This is a genomic window from Psychromicrobium ferritrahens (assembly GCF_043789415.1).
In the GTDB taxonomy this organism is placed as follows: Bacteria; Actinomycetota; Actinomycetes; order Actinomycetales; family Micrococcaceae; genus Renibacterium.
This window is the reverse complement of record NZ_JBDLLW010000003.1, coordinates 55,082-73,847: the sequence shown is the minus strand read 5'-3', so window position 1 is coordinate 73,847 and position 18,766 is coordinate 55,082. Positions and strand designations below refer to the sequence as shown.

13 protein-coding genes and 1 tRNA gene are annotated in these 18,766 nt (G+C 61.8%); 10 read left to right on the top strand and 4 right to left on the bottom strand.

Features of this window, described 5'->3' with window-relative positions:
* The 4 genes from ABDK06_RS12375 (at window position 1) to ABDK06_RS12360 (ending at window position 6,645) form a co-directional block, all read left to right on the top strand.
* Entirely contained in the window at window positions 1-1,815 is a 1,815-nt protein-coding gene (locus ABDK06_RS12375; protein ID WP_394941936.1) for an ABC-F family ATP-binding cassette domain-containing protein, read from the top strand.
* A 176-nt stretch (window positions 1,816-1,991) separates the two neighbouring features.
* A complete protein-coding gene (locus ABDK06_RS12370; protein WP_394941450.1) occupies window positions 1,992-2,543 on the top strand; it encodes a MarR family winged helix-turn-helix transcriptional regulator in 552 nt (183 codons plus the stop codon).
* Window positions 2,544-2,634: 91 nt separating this feature from the next.
* Window positions 2,635-3,939 (top strand): MFS transporter, encoded by a 1,305-nt coding sequence (locus ABDK06_RS12365; protein WP_394941448.1) that lies wholly within the window; start codon window positions 2,635-2,637, stop codon window positions 3,937-3,939.
* Between the two features lie 30 nt (window positions 3,940-3,969).
* On the top strand, window positions 3,970-6,645 hold the full coding sequence (locus ABDK06_RS12360; protein WP_394941446.1) for a family 78 glycoside hydrolase catalytic domain: 2,676 nt from the start codon (window positions 3,970-3,972) through the stop codon (window positions 6,643-6,645).
* A 160-nt stretch (window positions 6,646-6,805) separates the two neighbouring features.
* Here ABDK06_RS12360 and ABDK06_RS12355 read toward each other — a convergent pair whose 3' ends face one another.
* The 4 genes from ABDK06_RS12355 to rhaI form a co-directional block, all read right to left on the bottom strand.
* Window positions 6,806-8,047, bottom strand: coding sequence for an alpha-hydroxy acid oxidase (locus ABDK06_RS12355; RefSeq protein WP_394941444.1), 1,242 nt, complete (start codon window positions 8,045-8,047; stop codon window positions 6,806-6,808).
* A 2-nt stretch (window positions 8,048-8,049) separates the two neighbouring features.
* Window positions 8,050-9,489 carry a rhamnulokinase gene (locus tag ABDK06_RS12350; RefSeq protein WP_394941442.1) on the bottom strand — a complete coding sequence of 480 codons (1,440 nt, stop codon included), beginning with the start codon at window positions 9,487-9,489 and terminating at the stop codon, window positions 8,050-8,052.
* Window positions 9,486-11,522, bottom strand: a complete 2,037-nt coding sequence (locus ABDK06_RS12345; protein WP_394941440.1) for a bifunctional aldolase/short-chain dehydrogenase — start codon at window positions 11,520-11,522, stop codon at window positions 9,486-9,488. The genes ABDK06_RS12350 and ABDK06_RS12345 overlap by 4 nt, the downstream gene beginning before the upstream one ends.
* 82 nt (window positions 11,523-11,604) lie before the next feature.
* Window positions 11,605-12,771 (bottom strand): L-rhamnose isomerase, encoded by a 1,167-nt coding sequence (gene rhaI, locus ABDK06_RS12340; RefSeq protein WP_394941438.1) that lies wholly within the window; start codon window positions 12,769-12,771, stop codon window positions 11,605-11,607.
* A 178-nt stretch (window positions 12,772-12,949) separates the two neighbouring features.
* Here rhaI and ABDK06_RS12335 point away from each other — a divergent pair, with 178 nt between their 5' ends.
* From ABDK06_RS12335 to pth, 6 genes are all read left to right on the top strand, one after another.
* Window positions 12,950-13,957: a LacI family DNA-binding transcriptional regulator gene (locus ABDK06_RS12335; RefSeq protein WP_394941436.1), complete on the top strand. Its 1,008-nt coding sequence runs from the start codon at window positions 12,950-12,952 to the stop codon at window positions 13,955-13,957.
* A gap of 85 nt (window positions 13,958-14,042) precedes the next feature.
* Window positions 14,043-14,114, top strand: a tRNA-Gln gene (locus ABDK06_RS12330).
* Between the two features lie 134 nt (window positions 14,115-14,248).
* Window positions 14,249-15,745, top strand: coding sequence for a bifunctional UDP-N-acetylglucosamine diphosphorylase/glucosamine-1-phosphate N-acetyltransferase GlmU (gene glmU / locus ABDK06_RS12325; protein ID WP_394941934.1), 1,497 nt, complete (start codon window positions 14,249-14,251; stop codon window positions 15,743-15,745).
* Window positions 15,746-15,747: 2 nt separating this feature from the next.
* A complete protein-coding gene (locus ABDK06_RS12320) occupies window positions 15,748-16,728 on the top strand; it encodes a ribose-phosphate diphosphokinase (protein ID WP_394941434.1) in 981 nt (326 codons plus the stop codon).
* Between the two features lie 586 nt (window positions 16,729-17,314).
* Window positions 17,315-17,920: a 50S ribosomal protein L25/general stress protein Ctc gene (locus tag ABDK06_RS12315; protein WP_394941432.1), complete on the top strand. Its 606-nt coding sequence runs from the start codon at window positions 17,315-17,317 to the stop codon at window positions 17,918-17,920.
* 9 nt (window positions 17,921-17,929) lie between these two features.
* Window positions 17,930-18,514, top strand: coding sequence for an aminoacyl-tRNA hydrolase (gene pth, locus ABDK06_RS12310; protein ID WP_394941430.1), 585 nt, complete (start codon window positions 17,930-17,932; stop codon window positions 18,512-18,514).
* The last annotated feature ends 252 nt before the right edge of the window (window positions 18,515-18,766 follow it).

The following is an 18,766-nucleotide window of genomic DNA, read 5'->3' as shown; positions in this document are numbered from 1 at the left end:
TTGGCACATTTATTAGGCGGCGAGAGCCTGACCGTTCAGTTTTCCACCCGTACTGTGCTCGACGGCGTCACCCTGGGCTTGGAGGACAGCGATCGAATAGGCATCGTAGGCCGCAATGGTGACGGCAAATCAACCCTGATGCGGCTGCTGGCTGGCAGGCAGCAGCCGGATTCCGGGAGGGTCGCTGCCCGGCGCGGACTCGATATCGGCTACCTTGACCAATCGGACGTGCTCGACGGAGATTCCACCGTGGGCGCGGCCATCGTCGGTTCCCGGGCCCATGATGAACAAGCACAACACGAGTGGGCCGCCAATGCCAAGATTCGTCAGATCATGGGCGGCTTGGTCTCCGAAGTGGATTGGGAAGCTAGAGTTTCCTCGCTTTCCGGCGGCCAGAAACGAAGGGTTGCTCTCGCCCGGCTGCTGATCGGCGACCACGACGTGATCATGCTCGACGAGCCGACCAACCATCTCGACGTCGAAGGCGTGGCATGGCTGGCTGAGCACCTCAAGAATCGTTGGCGGGCCAATGAAGGCGCTTTTCTGGTGGTCACGCACGATCGCTGGTTCCTCGATGAGGTCTGCAATCGCACCTGGGAAGTACACGATGCCACCATCGACGCCTTTGACGGCGGATACGCCGCTTATGTGCTGGCTCGCGCCGAGCGGGATCGGATGGCCTCGGTGGTGGAGAACAAGCGAGTCCAGCTCGTCAAGAAAGAGCTCGCCTGGTTGCGGAGAGGGGCTCCCGCTCGGACCGCAAAGCCCAAATTCCGAATCGAAGCCGCCAATCAGCTGATCGCCGATGTGCCGGTGGCCCGGGACACAGTGGCGTTGAACAAACTGGCCACCGCCAGGCTCGGTAAGGATGTGCTCGATCTGGAGAACGTCAGTTTGACGCTCGGCGACCACGAATTGTTCAAGAACCTGACGCTCCGGCTGGCCCCCGGCGAGCGGTTGGGCATTGTCGGGGTGAACGGCGCCGGGAAGACGACACTGCTGAGGCTTCTGAACGGTCAGCTGGCACCGAGCGCCGGCCGGCTCAAACGAGGTAAGACCGTGCAGACCGCGGTACTGACCCAGGAGGTCACGGAGCTCGACGAAGTAGCTGAGCTGCGCGTCCTGGAGGTCATTGAGGCAGAAAAACGAGTGATCAGCGTTGGGGGCCGGGAACTGACCGCGGGGCAGCTCGTGGAGCAGCTGGGCTTCAGCAAGGACAAGCAGTGGACGCCGGTCCGGGAGCTCTCCGGTGGCGAACGCCGTCGATTGCAATTACTCAGGCTGCTGGTCGGGGAACCCAATGTGCTGATGCTCGATGAGCCGACCAATGATCTGGACACCGACACCCTTGCCGCCGTCGAGGACCTGCTGGACGGCTGGCCGGGCACCCTGGTGGTGGTATCCCACGACCGCTATCTTCTGGAACGGGTCACCGATCGTCAAATGGCGTTGCTGGGCGATGCCAAGCTGCGAGACCTTCCGGGTGGCGTGGAACAGTACTTGCAACTGCGTCAGCAGAACGCTGCCCAGCTGTCCTCGGCCTCGGGTGCCGTTGCCGCTTCGGCCACCGGGGGTGCTTCAGCGGGTGCCTCGGAGGCTGAATTACGCCAGGCGCGCAAGGACGTCAGCCGGATTGAACGGCAGCTTTCCAAGCTCGCCCAACAGGAGGAAAAAATCCATCAGCAGATGGAGGAAGCCTCGAGCAGCGGAGATTTCGGTGCCTTGAATGAGCTGAACGCCTCCTTACGGGCTCTCCAGGAATCCAAAGAAGAACTTGAGCTGGAATGGCTGGAAGCGGCAGATCTACTCGGCTGAGTGGCTTCGGGATGCCGCTTATCAGCCCGAAGTGAGGGTCGCGAGGCGCTTCCGCCGGGAAAAAGGCGCGGCTGCTGATCAGCGACGTCGCTGCCTCTCGTCTTTAAGCCGGATTCTGAGGTATCTTCACAACTGTTACTCACCGCACAACAATTTTGGATCCATGAGAGGTCATTGTGACGCGACCTGCACATCTGAAGCATGCAGAACGACTGACGCCGAATGATGTGCGGCCCTTAGTGGGGGCCGATGGCCCCGATCTCAGTTCTGCCCTGCAGGCCATCATCACGTGGGTGACCTCGACCGCTTTCAGGGAGCGCCTGATGCTTGAGAGCCGCTTCCCTTTAGAGAACGACTTGCCGGGATTCTTGCTGGTGAATCAGCTCATCTATCGTGGCGCGGCCCGACCGACTGATCTCGCTGATGCGATCGGCACCGGCCGGTCGAATGTCAGCAAGATCGTCAGGCGACTGGAGGAAGCTGATCTGGTGTTGCGAGGGCCCGATCCGCGCGATGATCGTGCGGTCGTGGTGGTGCTCACCGGGCAAGGCAAAAAGGTGGCGCAGCAGATTCTCGATGCTGCGGGAGGGGAGCCGTGGCTGGTTCATCCAGGGTGGACGAAAGAAGAAGCAAAGGAGTTGGAACGGCTCTTGATCAAGCTCGCCGTCAGCTTCGATGCGCTGCCGGATCACCCGCTGCGAAACATCGCGGGTGTCGCATTCCCTTAAAAGTATTGGCGTGAAGACAATAAATGACTTAGACTGAGGAGCGGCCGACAGCGGCCATCTCTTTGCCCAGTGCTGCTTCAAAGGAGAAGCCATGGTTGCTCATTCTCAGTCATCTCGTCCTTCCCCGTGGTGGGTCGCAGTGGTTTCCGGAATGGCCTCGTATATCGATGCCGCCGCTATCACCGGTTTCAGTGTGGGGCTCGTCGTTTTTCAGAAGACCCTCGGGCTCGACGATGCTCAGCTGGGGCTTTCAGCCGGAGCGCTCACCCTCGGAATCGGGCTCGGCTCAATGATCGGCGGGCGCCTGGGCGATCGCCTGGGACGTCGGCCGGTTTTCAGCGCCACGATGGTGCTGATCCTGATCGGGATCCTCGTTCTCTTCCTCGGTGGATCCTTCCCGATCGTCATGACCGGCGCCGCCTTGGTGGGCCTGGGAGTTGGCGCCGATCTGCCGGTGTCGCTTTCCACGATCTCCGAAGCCGCGACCGATGAAAATCGGGGAAGGCTGCTGGGTCTCTCGAATCTGCTCTGGGTTGCCGGTGCTGTGATCAACAGCGTCCTGGCCGCCGGAGTCAGCTCGCTGGGGGCGCTCGGTGCGCAGATCATCTTCGGTCATATCGGCGTCGTCACGCTGCTGGTGCTGCTTGGCAGGCTGACCATTCCGGAGTCCGAGAGCTGGCAAGCCGCCCATCAGGAGCGACTCGCCGGGGTCAGCACGATTCGTGCTGACCGGGCCAGGATCCGCGAGCTTTTCAAGAGCCCCTATGTGACCCCTTTCCTTGCCCTGATCGGCTTCTACACGCTGACCAATCTCGCGGCGAATACGGCAGGACAGTTCGGTTCCTTCGTGCTGGTCAATTATGGCGGGGTCGATCTCTCGGTCGCTGCTCTGGTCGGGTTGCCACTCATCCCGGTGAGTATCGTGGCTTACCTGTGGTTCATGAAGATCGCCGATAAACCGGTACGGTTCCGCTATTTCACGGTAGGAGCTGTGCTCATGGTGACCAGTCCGCTCTTCATCGCGATCTTCGGGGTAAGCATTGTCTCGGTCTTGATCAGCGGTCTTTTCGGGGGGCTGGGCGCGGCTTTCGCTTTCGAGGGGATCATGAAGATCTGGACTCAACAGTCATTCCCGACCCTGCTCCGCACCACCGCCCAGGGAGCCATCGTGGCCGTTGCCAGGCTGGCTGCCGCCGCTCTTGCCGCCGTCACCCCGGCCCTGCTGCACGTGCTTGGCCCGCAGGCGGTCTACGGGCTGCTCGCCGTCCTGGTGTTCGTCGGACTGGGCTGGGCGTGGCTCGTGTTCCGCACCCGCGACAGCCATAACGAATCCGATATCGAGGCGAGTCTGGACCCCGATGCAGCAGTCGGGCCCGTTACCGTGCCCGCGCAGTAAGCCACCGAAGAAACAAAGGAAACCATTGCTATGACGCTATTGACCAAGCAGACCGTCGATGATCGGGTGCAGCCGCTGGGCCTGGATAACTCGGAGCCGCTCTTCCGCTGGAGGGCGGCCGACGCAACCGACCATACTGGATACGAAATCGCGGTGAGCACTGCCCCGGATTTCGCGGATCAGAAGCTGGTCTGGCAAAGCAGCGCCATCGTGGATCACGAATTAGGTGTTCCCTACCAGGGGCAGGCGCTCCGTTCGGGCACCCGGTACTGGTGGCGGGTACGACCGCTGGGAGCCGATGGGCGGCCCGGGGAATGGAGCGAGGCCTCCTGGTTCGAAACCGGCCTGTTCAAGCCATCGGACTGGTCGGCATCCTGGGTGACCTCGCCCGAGCACGGAAAAAAAGATCGTCAAGCACTCTACTTCCGTACCTCGGTGGAGCTCTCAGCCCCTGTGCTGCGCGCCCGGGCTTATGCGAGCGCGCTCGGCTGGTACCGGCTCTTCGTCAATGACACGGACCTCACCGGTCTCTCGCTGGTACCGCGCTGGACGCCGTTCCAGGAGATGGTCGAGTACCAGGTCTACGATGCGACAGCCGCGTTCGTGCCGGGACGCAACGTGATCGGGCTGGTGGTCGCCGAAGGCCGTTATCGTGGACGACTGGGATTCCAGTCGCGAGCCGCTGTCTATGGTGATCAACTGGCGGCGCTCGCCCAAGTCGAACTGGAACTGGCCGACGGCAGCACCGTCACCGTGTCCACCGATGGAAGCTGGACGGTGGGCACAGGGCGGGTTCTGAGCTCGGATCCTAAGTTCGGCGAACGGGTCGATCTCCGGATCAGCGAGCATGACTGGTTACGCCCGGACGGCAGTCTGGCAGGCGAGCATCAGGCTGTCTTGCTGGCCAGCACTCCCGGTACCTTGATCGCCGAGGAGGTCGAGCGAGTCACCGAGGTCGGCCGGGTCCAAGGCACTATTGGCCGGACTCCCGGAGGTTCGCAACTCGTTGATTTCGGGCAGAACTTCGCTGGCGTGGCGCGGGTTAGACTCTCCGGGGCGGTGGGCAGCAAAGTGCTGCTGCGCTATGGAGAAATTCTGCGCCCGGACGGTGAACTCGATACTGAATACCTCGGCAAAGAGGTCACCAAAGATCCGGCAAAGTGGTTCCAGCGCGATGAGGTGATTCTGGCCGGGAAAACCTTCGACTACACCCCGTGGTTCACCATTCACGGCTTCCGTTACCTTTCGATCGAAGGCCTGGAACAGCCCTTGCAGCCAGGCGACGTCGAAGGGATCGTGCTCTCCACCGAACTCCGGCACATCAGCGAATTCCAGGCCTCTGACCCGAGGTTAGAACAGCTCTGGCGAAATGTGAACTGGTCGCTGACCTCGAACTTCACCGATACCGCGACCGACTGCCCGCAGCGTGAACGCAGCGGCTGGACGGGCGATATTCAGGTCTTCGGGCCAACGGCTGCCCAGATGGTGGACAGCAACGCCTTCCTGCGCCGTTACTTGCGGAACGTCTCGGTGGACCAGATGAAAGATGGCCGGGTGCCGCCCTTCATCCCCGCCGAATATTCGCCGGGGCGCGGGTTCAGCATGCTCAGATTCACCAGTAGCTCAGCGGGCTGGGGAGACGTCACGGTGATGCTGCCCTGGACGCTCTACAGCTACTTCGGGGACCAGGAAGTGCTCGAACGGCAGTATCCGAGCGCTCAGGCCTGGGTGGATCACTTGGCCGAACGTGCCCGCACCAAGCGTCGTATTTACCGACGGGTCGGCAAGAAGCTCGATAAAGCCGGTGAGAAATTCATCGTCGATACCGGATATCACTGGGGCGAATGGTTGCGTCCCGGGGAGCCGATCAAACAGGTCTTCCAGGACAACCTCTTGGGGCAGCCGGTGGTGGCCACCGCTTATCTGGCCAATTCCGCGCGATTGCTCTCCCGGATCGCCGAACTGCTGGGCAAGAGGGCTGATGCGGCTCGCTACCAGGCGCTCTCAGCAGAAACAGCTAAGGCTTGGCGCGCCGCTTTCGTTTCCGAGGGCGGCGCCCGGATCGGCGAGGACAAGCAGGACGAGTACGTTCGGGCGCTCGCTTTTGATTTGCTGTTGCCCGAGCAGCGCTCCGCTGCCGTGCAGCGGCTAGTGCAGCTCATCACTGAGGCAGATGATCATCTCGGCACCGGATTCCTCAGTACCCCGCTGCTGCTTTCCACCCTTGCCGATGAGGGGTATTCCGAGGTGGCTTACCGCATCCTGCTGCAGACCACTGTGCCGTCCTGGCTCGGCCAGATCGAACTCGGTGCCACCTCGATCTGGGAGAGCTGGGAGGGATACAACGCCAAGGGCAGGGCGACTATGTCGCATAACCACTACGCCTTCGGGGCGGTCGTCTCCTTCTTGCAGGAGTACATCGCTGGGCTCTCACCGGCTGAGCCGGGTTACCGACGGATCAAGATCGCTCCGGTGATCGGCGGCGGCCTCACCAGCGCGTCACTGAAGATCGAGACGCCGTTCGGCCTCGCCTCGAGCGCCTGGTCAGTGAGCGAAGGTGCCGTGCGGTTGAGGATCGACGTTCCGCAGGGCACTGAAGCAGATCTGGAATTGGGCAAGCTCAAAGAAACCGTCGGCCCCGGAAAACATGAGTTCAGCGTGCCGTTGGAGCAGATCGGCAGTGCTCAGTTCGCGACTCGTGGATAGCAGTGACTGGCTGGGCGAGCGGCGCAGTAGCTGAGCAGTAGGACGCACCTCGGGGCAGGGTTCCGCTGCCCCGAGGTCGGCTGAAGTTCGCCTTGGCGGGCCTTGCCCTGAGGAGGACGCCTCGCTTTGCCTGCGGCCGCTCAGCTCGTTGATCGAAGCGTCAGTTGCCGCTCTGCCGCGGAATGAGACGCTGCAACTGGGTGACGTGCCGAGGCTCTAGCTCTTCCAAACTCGCCACCTCAAGGAGTTTCATGGTGCGCACCACTTGATCGCTGAGGATCTGGATCGTCCGATCCACGCCGGCCCGGCCCCCGGCCATCAGCCCATAGAGATAGGCGCGGCCGATCAGGGTGAATTTCGCGCCAAGGGCAATTGAAGCGACGATATCGGCGCCGTTCATAATGCCGGTGTCGATCACGATCTCGGTGTCCTTGCCGACCTCGCGGACCACCTCCGGTAATAGATGGAAGGGGACCGGCGCCCGGTCGAGCTGCCGCCCGCCGTGGTTGGACAGGATGATGCCGTCGACGCCGAGATCGGTGAGGCGCTGAGAATCCTCCAGGTTCTGCACGCCCTTCACTACGAGCTTTCCCGGCCACATGTTACGGATCAGCTTGAGATCCTCGAAAGAGATGGTGGGGTCCATCGCCGAATCGATCAGCTCGCCGACGGTACCCCCGGTGGAAGAGAGCGACGCGAATTCGAGCTTCGGAGTGGTCAGGAAATCCCACCACCACCACGGGCGAGGCAGCGCATCGACGATGGTGCCGAGACTGAGCGCCGGCGGAATCGAGAAGCCGTTGCGCTGATCGCGCAGCCGGGCACCCGCCACCGGCGTGTCAACCGTGAACATCAGGGTGTCGAAGCCTGCTGCCGCAGCTCGTTCCACCAAGCCGTAGGAGATCTCTCGCTGACGCATCACATAGAGCTGGAACCAGTTACGTCCCTGCGGATTCGTTGCCTTCACATTCTCAATCGAGGTGGTGCCCAGCGTCGAGAGGGTGAAGGGAATACCCGCCGCAGCCGCGGCACCGGCACCGGCGACCTCGCCCTCGGTCTGCATCAGCCGGGTGAAACCGGTGGGAGCGATGCCGAAGGGCAGTGCGGAGGGGCCGCCGAAGATGGTCGTCGAGGTGTCAACCGTCGAAACATCCCGCAGGATCGAAGGATGGAACTCGATGTCCTCAAAGGCCTGACGGGCGCGGGCCAGGGATAGCTCGCCCTCCGCCGAGCCATCCGTGTAGTCGAAAGCCGCGGAGGGGGTGCGGCGTTTTGCGATGGCCCGCAGATCGTAGATGGTGAGGGCCTGGTCGAGCCGTCGCTTCTTAGCATTGAACTCGGGTTTCTTGAACTTCATCAACTCGAGGATTTCAGCCGGGTTGGGGAGCTGTCTCTTGACCATCTTCAGACCTCTCGTGGTTCGTAACGGATAACGGGGAACTCACTGGCTACCAGCGAGCGTAATTCGGCGAGGTCGCCGGATACGAGCCCAGTACTGCGGGCTTGGATCAGCACATTGCCGATCGCGGTTGCCTCAACCGGGCCGGCGAGCACCGGAAGACCCGAGTGATCAGCGGTTGCCTGACACAATAAGGCATTGTGCACCCCGCCGCCGACCAAATGAATGACGGACACCTCGTGATCGGCCAGCCGGGCGGCGTCGTGCACTGCTCTGGCGAAGGCCGCCCCCAGGCTCTGCACGATCGTGCGGACGAACTGAGCCGGATTCTGCGGCACCGGCTCACCGTGCGTCCGGCACCACTCGGCGATTCTGCTGGGGATATCTCCCGGTGGCAGGAAAACCGGATCGTTCACCTCGAAGAGAGCCACCGGCCCTTCGAGCTTTGCGGCTTGCTGCAGAAGTTCCTGCAGTAAACTGGAACGCTGCTCGGCCGTGGAGACAGGCGCCCAGCTGTGCAGTGACTCGCTGAGCAGCCAAAGGCCCATCACGTTGTGCAGGAAACGCACCCGGCCATCCACGCCGCCTTCATTCGTAAAATTAGCGGCCCGGGCCTGATCCGAGATCACCGGTGCATCCAACTCAAGGCCCACCAGTCCCCAGGTGCCACACGAGATATAGGCGAAATCGCGGCCCGGGTTTGGGATCGCCACCACAGCGCTGGCAGTGTCATGAGAACCGACCGTGACGACATCGAGAGCCCGCCCCACGGCGGCCGCGGCCTCCGGTTGTAAGACGCCCAGTGGACTGCCGGCATTCACCAGAGGTGGCAGGATGCTGCTCGGAATGCCGAGTCGTGTAGCTAGGCCGAGATCCCACTCTTGACTGCGCGGATCGTAGAGCCCGGTGGTCGAGGCATTGCTGCGTTCGGCCACCTCGGCCCCGGTGAGCCAGTGGTTCAGCAGATCCGGGATCAGCAATAGCCGGTCCGCGAAGCCCAGCAGTTCGCCCTCACTCGCCAACTGGAAGACGGTATTGAAATTGAGGTGCTGCACGCCGTTGCGGCGATACAGCTCCGCAGGGTGAATCTTGGCGTGCACGGCCGCGACGCCGGCCTCATTCCTGCTGTCCCGGTAGTGGTATGGCACACCGAGCAGCCGACCGCCTCGCAGCAGACCGTAGTCCACCGCCCAGGAGTCGATGCCGATGCTCCGGATCTCCCCGGAGGCTTCCCGCTCGGCCGCGGCGAGCCCCATCAGCAGTTGCCGGTAGAGCTCCAAGATGTTCCAGTGCAGTCCATCGCCGATCCGCACCGGCTCATTGGCGAACCGTGCCAGATGCCGCAAGCGGAGGTGTCCATCCGCGAACTGGCCGAGGATCACTCGTCCACTGGTGGCACCGAGATCAACGGCGGCGACGCTGCCGGCGCTGAGTGCCGGAGTCATCGGAGGAAAGCCGAGGCCACGCCGGAATCCACCGGAATGTGCAGGCCGGTGGTGCGGCTGAGTTCAGGACCGGTGAGCACGTACACCGCGTCAGCGACGTTTTCCGGCACTACTTCGCGTTTCAGGATCGTGCGATTCGCGTAGAACTGGCCGAGCTCTTCCTCTTTGACGCCGTAGGTCGCGGCCCGATTGGCACCCCAACCGGAGGCGAAGATGCCAGAACCCCGCACCACCCCATCGGGATTGATGCCATTGACCCTGACGCCGTACTCGCCCAGCTCGACCGCGAGCAGCCGAACCTGATGAGCCTGATCGGCCTTGGTTGCGGAGTACGCGATGTTATGGGGGCCGGCGAACACCGAATTCTTCGAGGAGATATAGACGATATCGCCGCCCAGGCCCTGTTCGATGAGCGCTCTGGCAGCGGCCTTGGAGACCAGGAACGAACCCTTCGCCATCACATCGTGCTGTAGATCCCAGTCCTGCTCGGTGGTCTCCAGCAATGGCTTGGACAGCGAAAGACCCGCGTTGTTGACTACCAGGTCGAGGCCTCCGAAGGCGAGCAGAGTGGCATCGATCGCCGCTTGCACGCCCTTGGCATCGGCTACATTGGCGGCCACCCCGATCGCGACGTCGGCGGAGCCGAGCTCTGCGGCAACCGCCTGAGCTTTCTCCAGGTCCAGGTCAGCGACCACCACGCAGGCACCTTCCTGAGCGAGCCGGGTGGCGATTGCCTTGCCGATGCCGCTCGCCGCGCCGGTGACGAAGGCCACTCGCCCCTGATGGCTCTTCGGCTTGGGCAACCGCTGCAATTTCGCTTCTTCGAGGGCCCAGTACTCGATGCGGAACTTCTCCGACTCCGGAATCGGCTGATACGCCGAGAGCGCTTTGGCGCCGCGCATCACATTGATCGCGTTGAGGTAGAACTCGCCCGCCACCCGTGCGGTCTGCTTGGTCGCGCCGTAGCTGAACATCCCTACACCCGGCACCAAGACGATGAGCGGATCGGCGCCGCGCATCGCGGGGCTATCGGCGCTCGCATGGCGCTCATAATAGGCGGTGTAGTCGGCACGGTACTGCTCGTGAAGCTCCTTCAACCGGGTGATTGATTCCTGTACGCTGCTGCTGGCTGGCAGGTCGAGGAGCAGCGGCTTGACCTTGGTACGCAGGAAGTGATCGGGACAGCTGGTGCCGAGCGCGGCGAGCGCTGGCGCCTTTTCGGAGCCGAGGAAGTCCAGGACGGCGTCGGAATCGGTGAAATGACCGACCATCGGCCGGTCATGGCTAGCCAACCCGCGGATGGTAGCGGCGAGTGCGGCGGCTTTGGCTCGGCGCGCTGTCTCGGGCAGTGCCTCGAAATCTGCCCGCGCACCGCCGAAGGGTTCAGTGCTGCCGTGCTCGGCGATATAGCTCTCCGCGGTTTTGATGATCCACCGTGAGTTCTCTTCGGACTCCTCGCTCGTCTCGCCCCAGGCCGTGATGCCGTGCCCGCCGAGGATGGTGCCGATCGCCTGCGGATTGGCTTTTTTGATCTCCGCGATATCGAGACCGAGCTGGAATCCCGGGCGACGCCAGGGGACCCAGAGCACCTTCTCGCCGAAGATCTTCTTGGTCAGTTCTTCACCGTCGGCAGCGGTTGCAATCGCGATTCCGGCGTCTGGATGCAGGTGGTCAACGTGCTTGGCATCCACCAGGCCGTGCATCGCGGTATCGATCGATGGGGCCGCGCCGCCTTTGCCGTGCAGGCAGTAGTCGAAGGCGGCGACCATCTCGTCTTCGCGGTCGACGCCGGGGTAGACCCCGGCCAGAGCGCGCATCCGATCGAGCCGAAGCACGGCGAGGCCGGATTCAGTGAGCGTGCCAAGGTCTCCGCCAGAGCCTTTGACCCAGAGCAGCTCGACGGCCTCCCCGGTGACTGGATCGGTTTCGGTGCCCTTGACCGAGGTATTGCCGCCGGCGTAGTTCGTGACCCTGGGGTCTGCGCCGAGTCGATGGCTGCGAGCGATGAGTGCTGCGGTGCTTGAAGTGGTCATCTGAGTTCCTTCGCATCTGAAAGTTAAGGGTGTTCGTCACGATTCGCTCGACAGCGAGAAACGTGCTGTGACGAGCTGGAGCTCAGGCGCCCCAGCCGGCCTGAGTGCCGCCAATGCGGCTTTCGACGATCGTCTCCGGGTAACCGGACGCGGCGTAGGCGCTCATCGGATCGGCGGGCAAGCCACGCGAAGAGCGCCACTGCGCAAGCTGCGGACGGACATCGGTGTAGAAGGCGTCCATCAGGATGGCATTGGCAGCGAGCACGTCACCAGCACGCTGTGCGGTGGAGAGCTCCTCGGTGTCGACGAGCAGGGCGCGCGCCGTCATTTCCTGAACATTGAGCACACTGCGGATCTGGCCGGGGATCTTGTCCTCGATGTTGTGGCACTGATCGAGCATGAAAGCCACTTCGCTGCCCACCCCGTAGCCGCCGCCCCTGATGACTTCGAAGAGGATGCGGAAGAGCTGGAAAGGGTCGGCTGAACCGACGATCAGGTCATCATCGGCGTAGAAGCGCGAGTTGAAATCAAAGGAGCCGAGTCTGCCGAGTCGCAGCAGCTGCATGACGATGAATTCGATGTTCGTTCCCGGGGCGTGGTGCCCGGTGTCCAGGCATACCATGGCCTTCTCGCCCAGAGCCGTCACTTGGCTGTAGGAGGTACCCCAGTCCGGCACGTCCATATGGTAGAAAGCGGGCTCGAAGAACTTGTACTCCAGCACTAAGCGCTGATGCTCGGAGAGCCGCTGATAGATCTGCGCGAGTGAATCGGCGAGCCGATCCTGACGACCGCGCAGATCGTCCTGCCCCGGGTAATTGGTGCCGTCTGCGAGCCAGATCTTCAGGTCACGAGATCCGGTCTGATTCATCACATCGAGGCATTCGAAGTGATGATCGATCGCTTGCTGGCGTACTTTGGAATCGGAATGACTGAGGCTGCCGAGCTTATAGGCGTCGTCCTGGAAAGTGTTGGAGTTCACCGTGCCCAGCGCTACACCGTGATCCTCTGCATAGCTTTTCAATTCGGCGAAGGAGTCCACCCGATCCCAGGGGATATGTAAGGCCACGCTCGGTGCCAGCCCCGTGAACTTGTGCACCTGGGCGGCGTCGGCGATTTTTTCGAACGGATCGCGGGGGACTCCCGGCTGACTGAACACTTTGAAACGGGTACCGGAATTTCCGAAGGCCCAGGAGGGTAATTCAATGGCTTGCTGCTCGAGCTCTGAACTGATCTGGCTAAATGACTTCATCGGCGTTTTTCCCTATCACGAAATGTGGCTGATCGTTGGCACACGTTCGATATGAAACGATTCATTAAATATAGAATGAATCGTTTCATACAATACCTTGAAAGTACAAGTCATACGCCGGAAAAAATATTATTTGGCCTACGGTGTCATAGACTTTGGTACACGATTGGAGGTCGTCGTGGTTCTCAGTGTCAAGGATGTCGCAGAACGCGCAGGAGTTTCGGTGGGCACCGTCTCCAATGTGCTCAATGGCAGGTCCACGGTTCGCCCGGAATTAGCAGAACGAGTGCTCGACGCGGTCAAGGATCTCGGGTACATCCGCAACGATGTGGCTCGCCAGCTGAGGGCGGGAGCCAGTCGTTGCATCGGAATGGTCGTGCTCGATGCGAGCAACCCGTTTTTCAGCGGTGTGGCACGAGGAGCAGAACAAAATGCGCTGCAGCACGAGCATGTGGTGCTCGTCGGGAACAGCGATGAGAAGGTCGAGCGCGAGCAAATGTACCTCGACCTCTTCGAGGAACAGCGAGTCGCCGGTGTGCTCGTCTCCCCAGTGAGTCGCTCGATCGAGAGAATTCGCCAGCTGAGCCAGCGGGGCACCCCGGCGATTCTTGTTGACCGGGTGAGCTCCGATGGCAGTTTCGCTTCGGTCTCAGTCGACAATGTGGCGGGTGGGCGAATGGCTGTGTCTCATCTGCTCGCCGAGGGTCGCCGGAACATCGTTTTCGTGAGTGGGCCTCTGGCACAGAGCCAAGTGGCCGATCGTTTGCGGGGAGCGCAAGCCGCGGTAGCGACTGTGCCGGGAGCTCGGCTGCTGGTCTTCGAGGCACAGGGGCTCACCGCCGATCACGTTCAGCAGACCGCCCAGCAATTTTCCTCAATGCTCTACGAAGAATTGCCGGATGCCATCTTCGCCGCGAACGATCTGCTGGCTCTGGCCATCCTTCAAATGGTGATCGCAGACGGCAAGCTTTCGGTTCCGCGTGATGTGGCGATCATGGGCTACGACGACATCCCCTATACCCGGGCGACGCCGATCCCGCTGACCTCTGTTCGGCAGCCCGCTGAGAAAATCGGTACGGTCGCAATCGAACTGCTGGAACACGAGATCGCTGCTTCGTCTGTTGCGGAACGCGAACAGGTGGTCTTCGAACCGGAACTGGTGGTTCGGGCCTCCACTGCTTCCTAGCCGGATCCGCCCGCCGTAGACGCACTCAACTCGCGCAGTTGCCGTCACTCATGGCAGACTAGATGTTCGTGCAAAAAATGCACAATCCGCTCTGGTGTAACGGCAGCACCCCAGCCTTTGGAGCTGTGGAGTATAGGTTCGAATCCTATGGGCGGAACCCGGTCCTCAGGCCGGGAGGAACGCCTGGGTGTGGACTGGGTAGGATAGTCAACAACCGGTGCTGGCCGTTTGAAGAACGGCTGGGACAAGTGCAAGCCAGCCAAGCGAATTACAGGAGCCAGGTTGAATTCCGTGCCGTCCGAAGCCGCTGAACTCTCGGTTATCGTTCTCGCCGCTGGTGCCGGCACCCGGATGAAATCCCGGAAACCTAAGATCCTCCATGAAATTGCGGGCCTGCCGATGATCGGCCACGCGCTCTCCGCCGTCCGTTCCCTGGAACCACAGCGCTTAGCCGCCGTGGTGCGCCATGAACGAGAGCTGGTGGCGGCAAAAATCAGCGAACTCGATCCCGCTGCCTTGATCGTCGACCAAGACGAGGTGCCCGGCACCGGCCGGGCGGTGCAAGTCGCTCTGCAAGCTTTCGACGTCGCGCAAGGAGAGCCGATCGATGGCACCGTGCTGGTCAGCTACGGGGACGTTCCCTTGCTCACCACCGACTTACTCCGTGAACTGATCGCCGTCCACCGTCAGGACAGCAACGCCGTCACCGTGCTGACCGCGGTATTGCAAGACGCCACCGGCTATGGCCGGATCCTGCGCTCCGCTGAAGGCACCGTATTGGGCATCCGTGAGCACAAGGACGCCTCGGACGCCGAGCGTGAAATCCGTGAGATCAACTCCGGAATCTATGTTTTCGATGCCGCTCTGCTGCGGGAGGGTCTACGGCAGGTGACCACCGATAACGCTCAGGGTGAGATGTACCTGACCGATGTGCTGGGCATTGCAGTGGCCGCCGGACGTCGGGTGGCGGCCGTGGTGACCGATGATCGCTGGCAGGTGGAAGGAGCGAACGATCGAGTGCAACTCGCCGCTCTGGGGGCCGAGCTGAACCGCCGGATTCTGGAGGCCTGGATGCGCGCCGGGGTGACGGTGGTCGATCCCGGCAGCACCTGGGTCGATGTGCAGGTCAAGCTCTCGGAGGATGTCACCCTGCTGCCCGGCAGTCAGCTGCACGGCAGCACCTTCGTTGAGCGGGACGCCGTCGTCGGCCCGGACTGCACCCTGACAGATGTGCAGATCGGCGAAGCTGCCACGGTGACCCGCACCCACGGATCAGGAGCGATTGTGCTCGCCGGTGCCACGGTGGGCCCCTTCAGTTATCTGCGCCCCGGGACGGTGCTCGGAGAAGCGGGCAAAATCGGTGCTTTCTACGAGACCAAGAACGTCAGGATCGGTGCGCGCTCCAAGCTTTCCCATCTGGGGTATGCGGGAGACGCCGAAATCGGCGAAGACACCAATATCGGCTGTGGGAACATCACCGCTAACTACGACGGCGAAAAGAAGCATCGCACGGTGATCGGCTCGGGAGTGCGCACCGGTTCCAACACTGTCTTCGTGGCCCCGGTCGAGGTGGGTGATGGAGCGTACAGCGGTGCCGGTGCTGTGCTCCGCAAATCGGTGCCGCCCGGAGCCCTCGCGCTGAGCATCGCGGCTCAGCGGAACCTGGAACAGTGGGTTATTGATCACCGGCCCGGTTCGCAATCCGCTGAGTTAGCGCAAGCTGCGCTGTCAGCCCTTGAGATTTCCACCCATCAGTCAATCGACCCCTCAGCAGAGGAAGGCAAGTAGCCATGAATGAGATTACCGCTCGCGGTGAAAAGAAGTTGCTACTGGCCTCCGGGCGAGCGCATCCCGAACTCGCTCAGCAGATCGCTGCCGAGCTGGAAACCGATTTACTGCCGATAGATGCCTACGATTTCGCCAACGGCGAGATCTACGTACGAGCCGCGCAGAGTGTTCGCGGGGCCGACGTCTTCGTGCTGCAAGCGCATCCCGCTCCGCTGAATAACTGGCTGATGGAACAGCTGATCCTGATCGACTCGCTCAAGCGGGCTTCGGCGAAACGGATCACCGTGGTCTCGCCGTTCTACCCCTATGCCCGGCAGGACAAGAAGGGCCGTGGCCGGGAGCCGATCTCCGCCCGACTGGTGGCGGATCTCTACAAGACCGCAGGCGCCGACCGCCTGATGAGCGTCGACCTGCACACCGCCCAGATCCAGGGCTTCTTCGACGGCCCGGTGGATCATCTGATGGCTACACCGCTGCTCGCCGATTATCTGCGAGGCAAGGTCAATGTCGAGGAGATCACGGTTGTCTCGCCCGATACCGGCCGAGTCCGGGTCGCTGAGCAATGGGCCGATCGGCTGGGTGGCGCTCCTCTGGCCTTCGTGCACAAGAGCCGCGATCTCAGAGTGCCGAACCATGCCGTTTCCAAACAGGTAGTGGGCCAGGTCGAGGGCCGCACCTGCGTGCTGATCGACGATATGATCGACACCGGCGGAACCATTGCCGGTGCGGTGCAGGTCCTCAAGGACGCCGGCGCTCGTGACGTGATCATCGCGGCAACCCACGCGGTCTTCTCCGATCCGGCCGCCCAGCGTCTCGCCGAGTGCGGCGCTAGGGAAGTGGTGGTGACCAATACGCTGCCGATCTCCGCGGAGAAGCGCTTTGACTCGCTCACCGTGCTCTCGATCGCTCCACTGATCGCCCGAGCGATCAAGGAAGTCTTCGAAGACGGCTCCGTTACCTCGCTCTTCGACGGCCAAGCCTAGCGCGTTCGCGAACTGCCCTTTCCCTCGCATGCTCGGGCAGGGCACCCTATTCGCTCTCTTAGGGCACTCCCCGAGAGCTATGCTCCCAAGCTTCGCCAGCTCAGTTCGGGGCCCTCGCATAGCTCTCTAGTGTCGACTTCGTCGCCACGTCGGGCCCCTCGTGCCCCACTCTATTCGCGAACTGCCCTTTCCCTCGCAGGCTCGGGCAGGGCACCCTATTCGCTCTCTTAGGGCACTCCCCGAGAGCTATGTTCCCAAGCTTCGCCAGCTCAGTTCGGGGCCCTCGCATAGCTCTCTCGTGTCGACTTCGTCGCCACCTTGCTAACCACCTGTCCCACCGAGTGTTACTGATGTTGCTGATGAGACTTATTCGGGGTCACAACTACCTCATCCGCAACATTTATGTGGGATAGCTGGATTGGGTGGAGGTGGGGACGGCGTTGGGGGGCTTTGGTTTAGCTGCTAAACTTGACCAGTACCTTGGCGAGGGAAGACTCTGAAGTGGGTTTTCCGTGATCGACATGGTTGAACTCCTGTCTCAGGGGTCGGCCCAGTCGTCCTTGCTTGACTAATCTAAGGAGTTCCAATGGCTGATAATAAGCTTGCCGCGCAGTTGCGCACCGAATTCGGCAAGGGCGCTGCACGTCGCGCTCGCCGTGCCCACCAGATCCCCGCCGTCATCTACGGCCACGGCGCTGAGCCGCTGCACATCGTCCTCCCCGAGCGCGAGACCACCCGGGCTGCCCGTCAGGCCAACGCTCTGCTCACCCTCGACATCGCCGGTGAAGAGCACCTGGCGCTGGTCAAGGACATTCAGCGCGATCCGGTACTGCAGATCATCGAGCACATCGACCTGCTGACCGTGCGTCGTGGCGAAAAGGTCACCGTGGACATTCCCGTGGTGCTGATCGGCGAAGTGGCTCCCGGCGCCGTCGCCAACCAGGAAGCCAATTCGGTGAGTGTGGAAGCTGAAGCGACCCACCTGCCCTCCAGCCTGGAGGTCAGCATCGAAGGCCGCGCTGCAGGCGAGCATCTGCACGCTTCGGACCTCGAACTGCCGAAGGGCGTTTCGCTGCTGACCGAGGCAGACACCCTGATCGTCAATGTCTCCGTTCCGGAGGAGCAGGATCTGGGCGAGGGCGCTGAAGGCGAAGCCGCTGAAACCGCCGCAGAAGCTCCGGCAGCTGAGTAACTTTTCGGTATGAGCAATACCTGGCTTGTAGTCGGGCTCGGAAACCCCGGGCCCGACTACAGTCGTACTCGGCACAATATCGGCTTCATGGTCGTCGAGGAACTCGCAGCCCGGATCTCTGCCAGCTTTCGCAGCAATAAATCCCGTGCCCTGGTGGCGGAGGGTCGGTTGGGAGCGGGCGGACCCAAGCTGGTGCTGGCAAAACCGCAGACCTTTATGAATCTCAGTGGCGGCCCGACCGCAGCGCTGACGAAATTCTTCGACCTCAGTGCTGAGAACGTCATCGTGGTACACGATGAAATAGACATCCCCTTTGATCAGATCAAGCTCAAAATCGGTGGCGGCGAAGGCGGGCACAACGGTTTACGCGATATTAGTCGGGCACTTGGCACCAAGGATTATTACCGGGTCCGAGTTGGCGTCGGGCGCCCCCCTGGAAGTCAGGGCAGCGCGGCAAACCATGTGCTCAAAGAATTTTCGACCGTTGAAAAGAAAGAATTGCCGCTGCTCATCCAGGATGCAGCGGACGCTGTGGAACTGCTGATCTCCTCGGACCTGCTGACCGCCCAGCAAAGATTTCACGCTCCGAAATAGCTGCTTACTGTTACGTCGCGCTTTCGAAAATGAATGTAGTTAATTTTAGTTTGTCCTGACCCTTCCCCTAGAATGAAGCCCGCAAGGCGGTGTTGGCTTGCCGGGAGTTGAAAACTAGGGCCGCAAGGGCTCTAGAGCGTGAGGGGACGCTTTAGATGACGACAGAGCTGGTTCCGGGGTTAAGGGGGAGATATCCCCGGGGGATCACTAGCTCCGGTTTTTCAAAATCGAATGAACCAAAGGGTCTTAAGG

Coding starts and splice junctions, on each gene's coding strand:
- ABDK06_RS12350 (WP_394941442.1), bottom strand. CDS start 9,489: ATGACTCCGGCACTCAGCGCCGGCAGCGTCGCCGCCGTTGATCTCGGT.
- ABDK06_RS12355 (WP_394941444.1), bottom strand. CDS start 8,047: ATGGTCAAGAGACAGCTCCCCAACCCGGCTGAAATCCTCGAGTTGATG.
- ABDK06_RS12320 (WP_394941434.1), top strand. CDS start 15,748: ATGAATGAGATTACCGCTCGCGGTGAAAAGAAGTTGCTACTGGCCTCC.
- ABDK06_RS12360 (WP_394941446.1), top strand. CDS start 3,970: ATGACGCTATTGACCAAGCAGACCGTCGATGATCGGGTGCAGCCGCTG.
- ABDK06_RS12345 (WP_394941440.1), bottom strand. CDS start 11,522: ATGACCACTTCAAGCACCGCAGCACTCATCGCTCGCAGCCATCGACTC.
- ABDK06_RS12365 (WP_394941448.1), top strand. CDS start 2,635: ATGGTTGCTCATTCTCAGTCATCTCGTCCTTCCCCGTGGTGGGTCGCA.
- ABDK06_RS12315 (WP_394941432.1), top strand. CDS start 17,315: ATGGCTGATAATAAGCTTGCCGCGCAGTTGCGCACCGAATTCGGCAAG.
- pth (WP_394941430.1), top strand. CDS start 17,930: ATGAGCAATACCTGGCTTGTAGTCGGGCTCGGAAACCCCGGGCCCGAC.
- rhaI (WP_394941438.1), bottom strand. CDS start 12,771: ATGAAGTCATTTAGCCAGATCAGTTCAGAGCTCGAGCAGCAAGCCATT.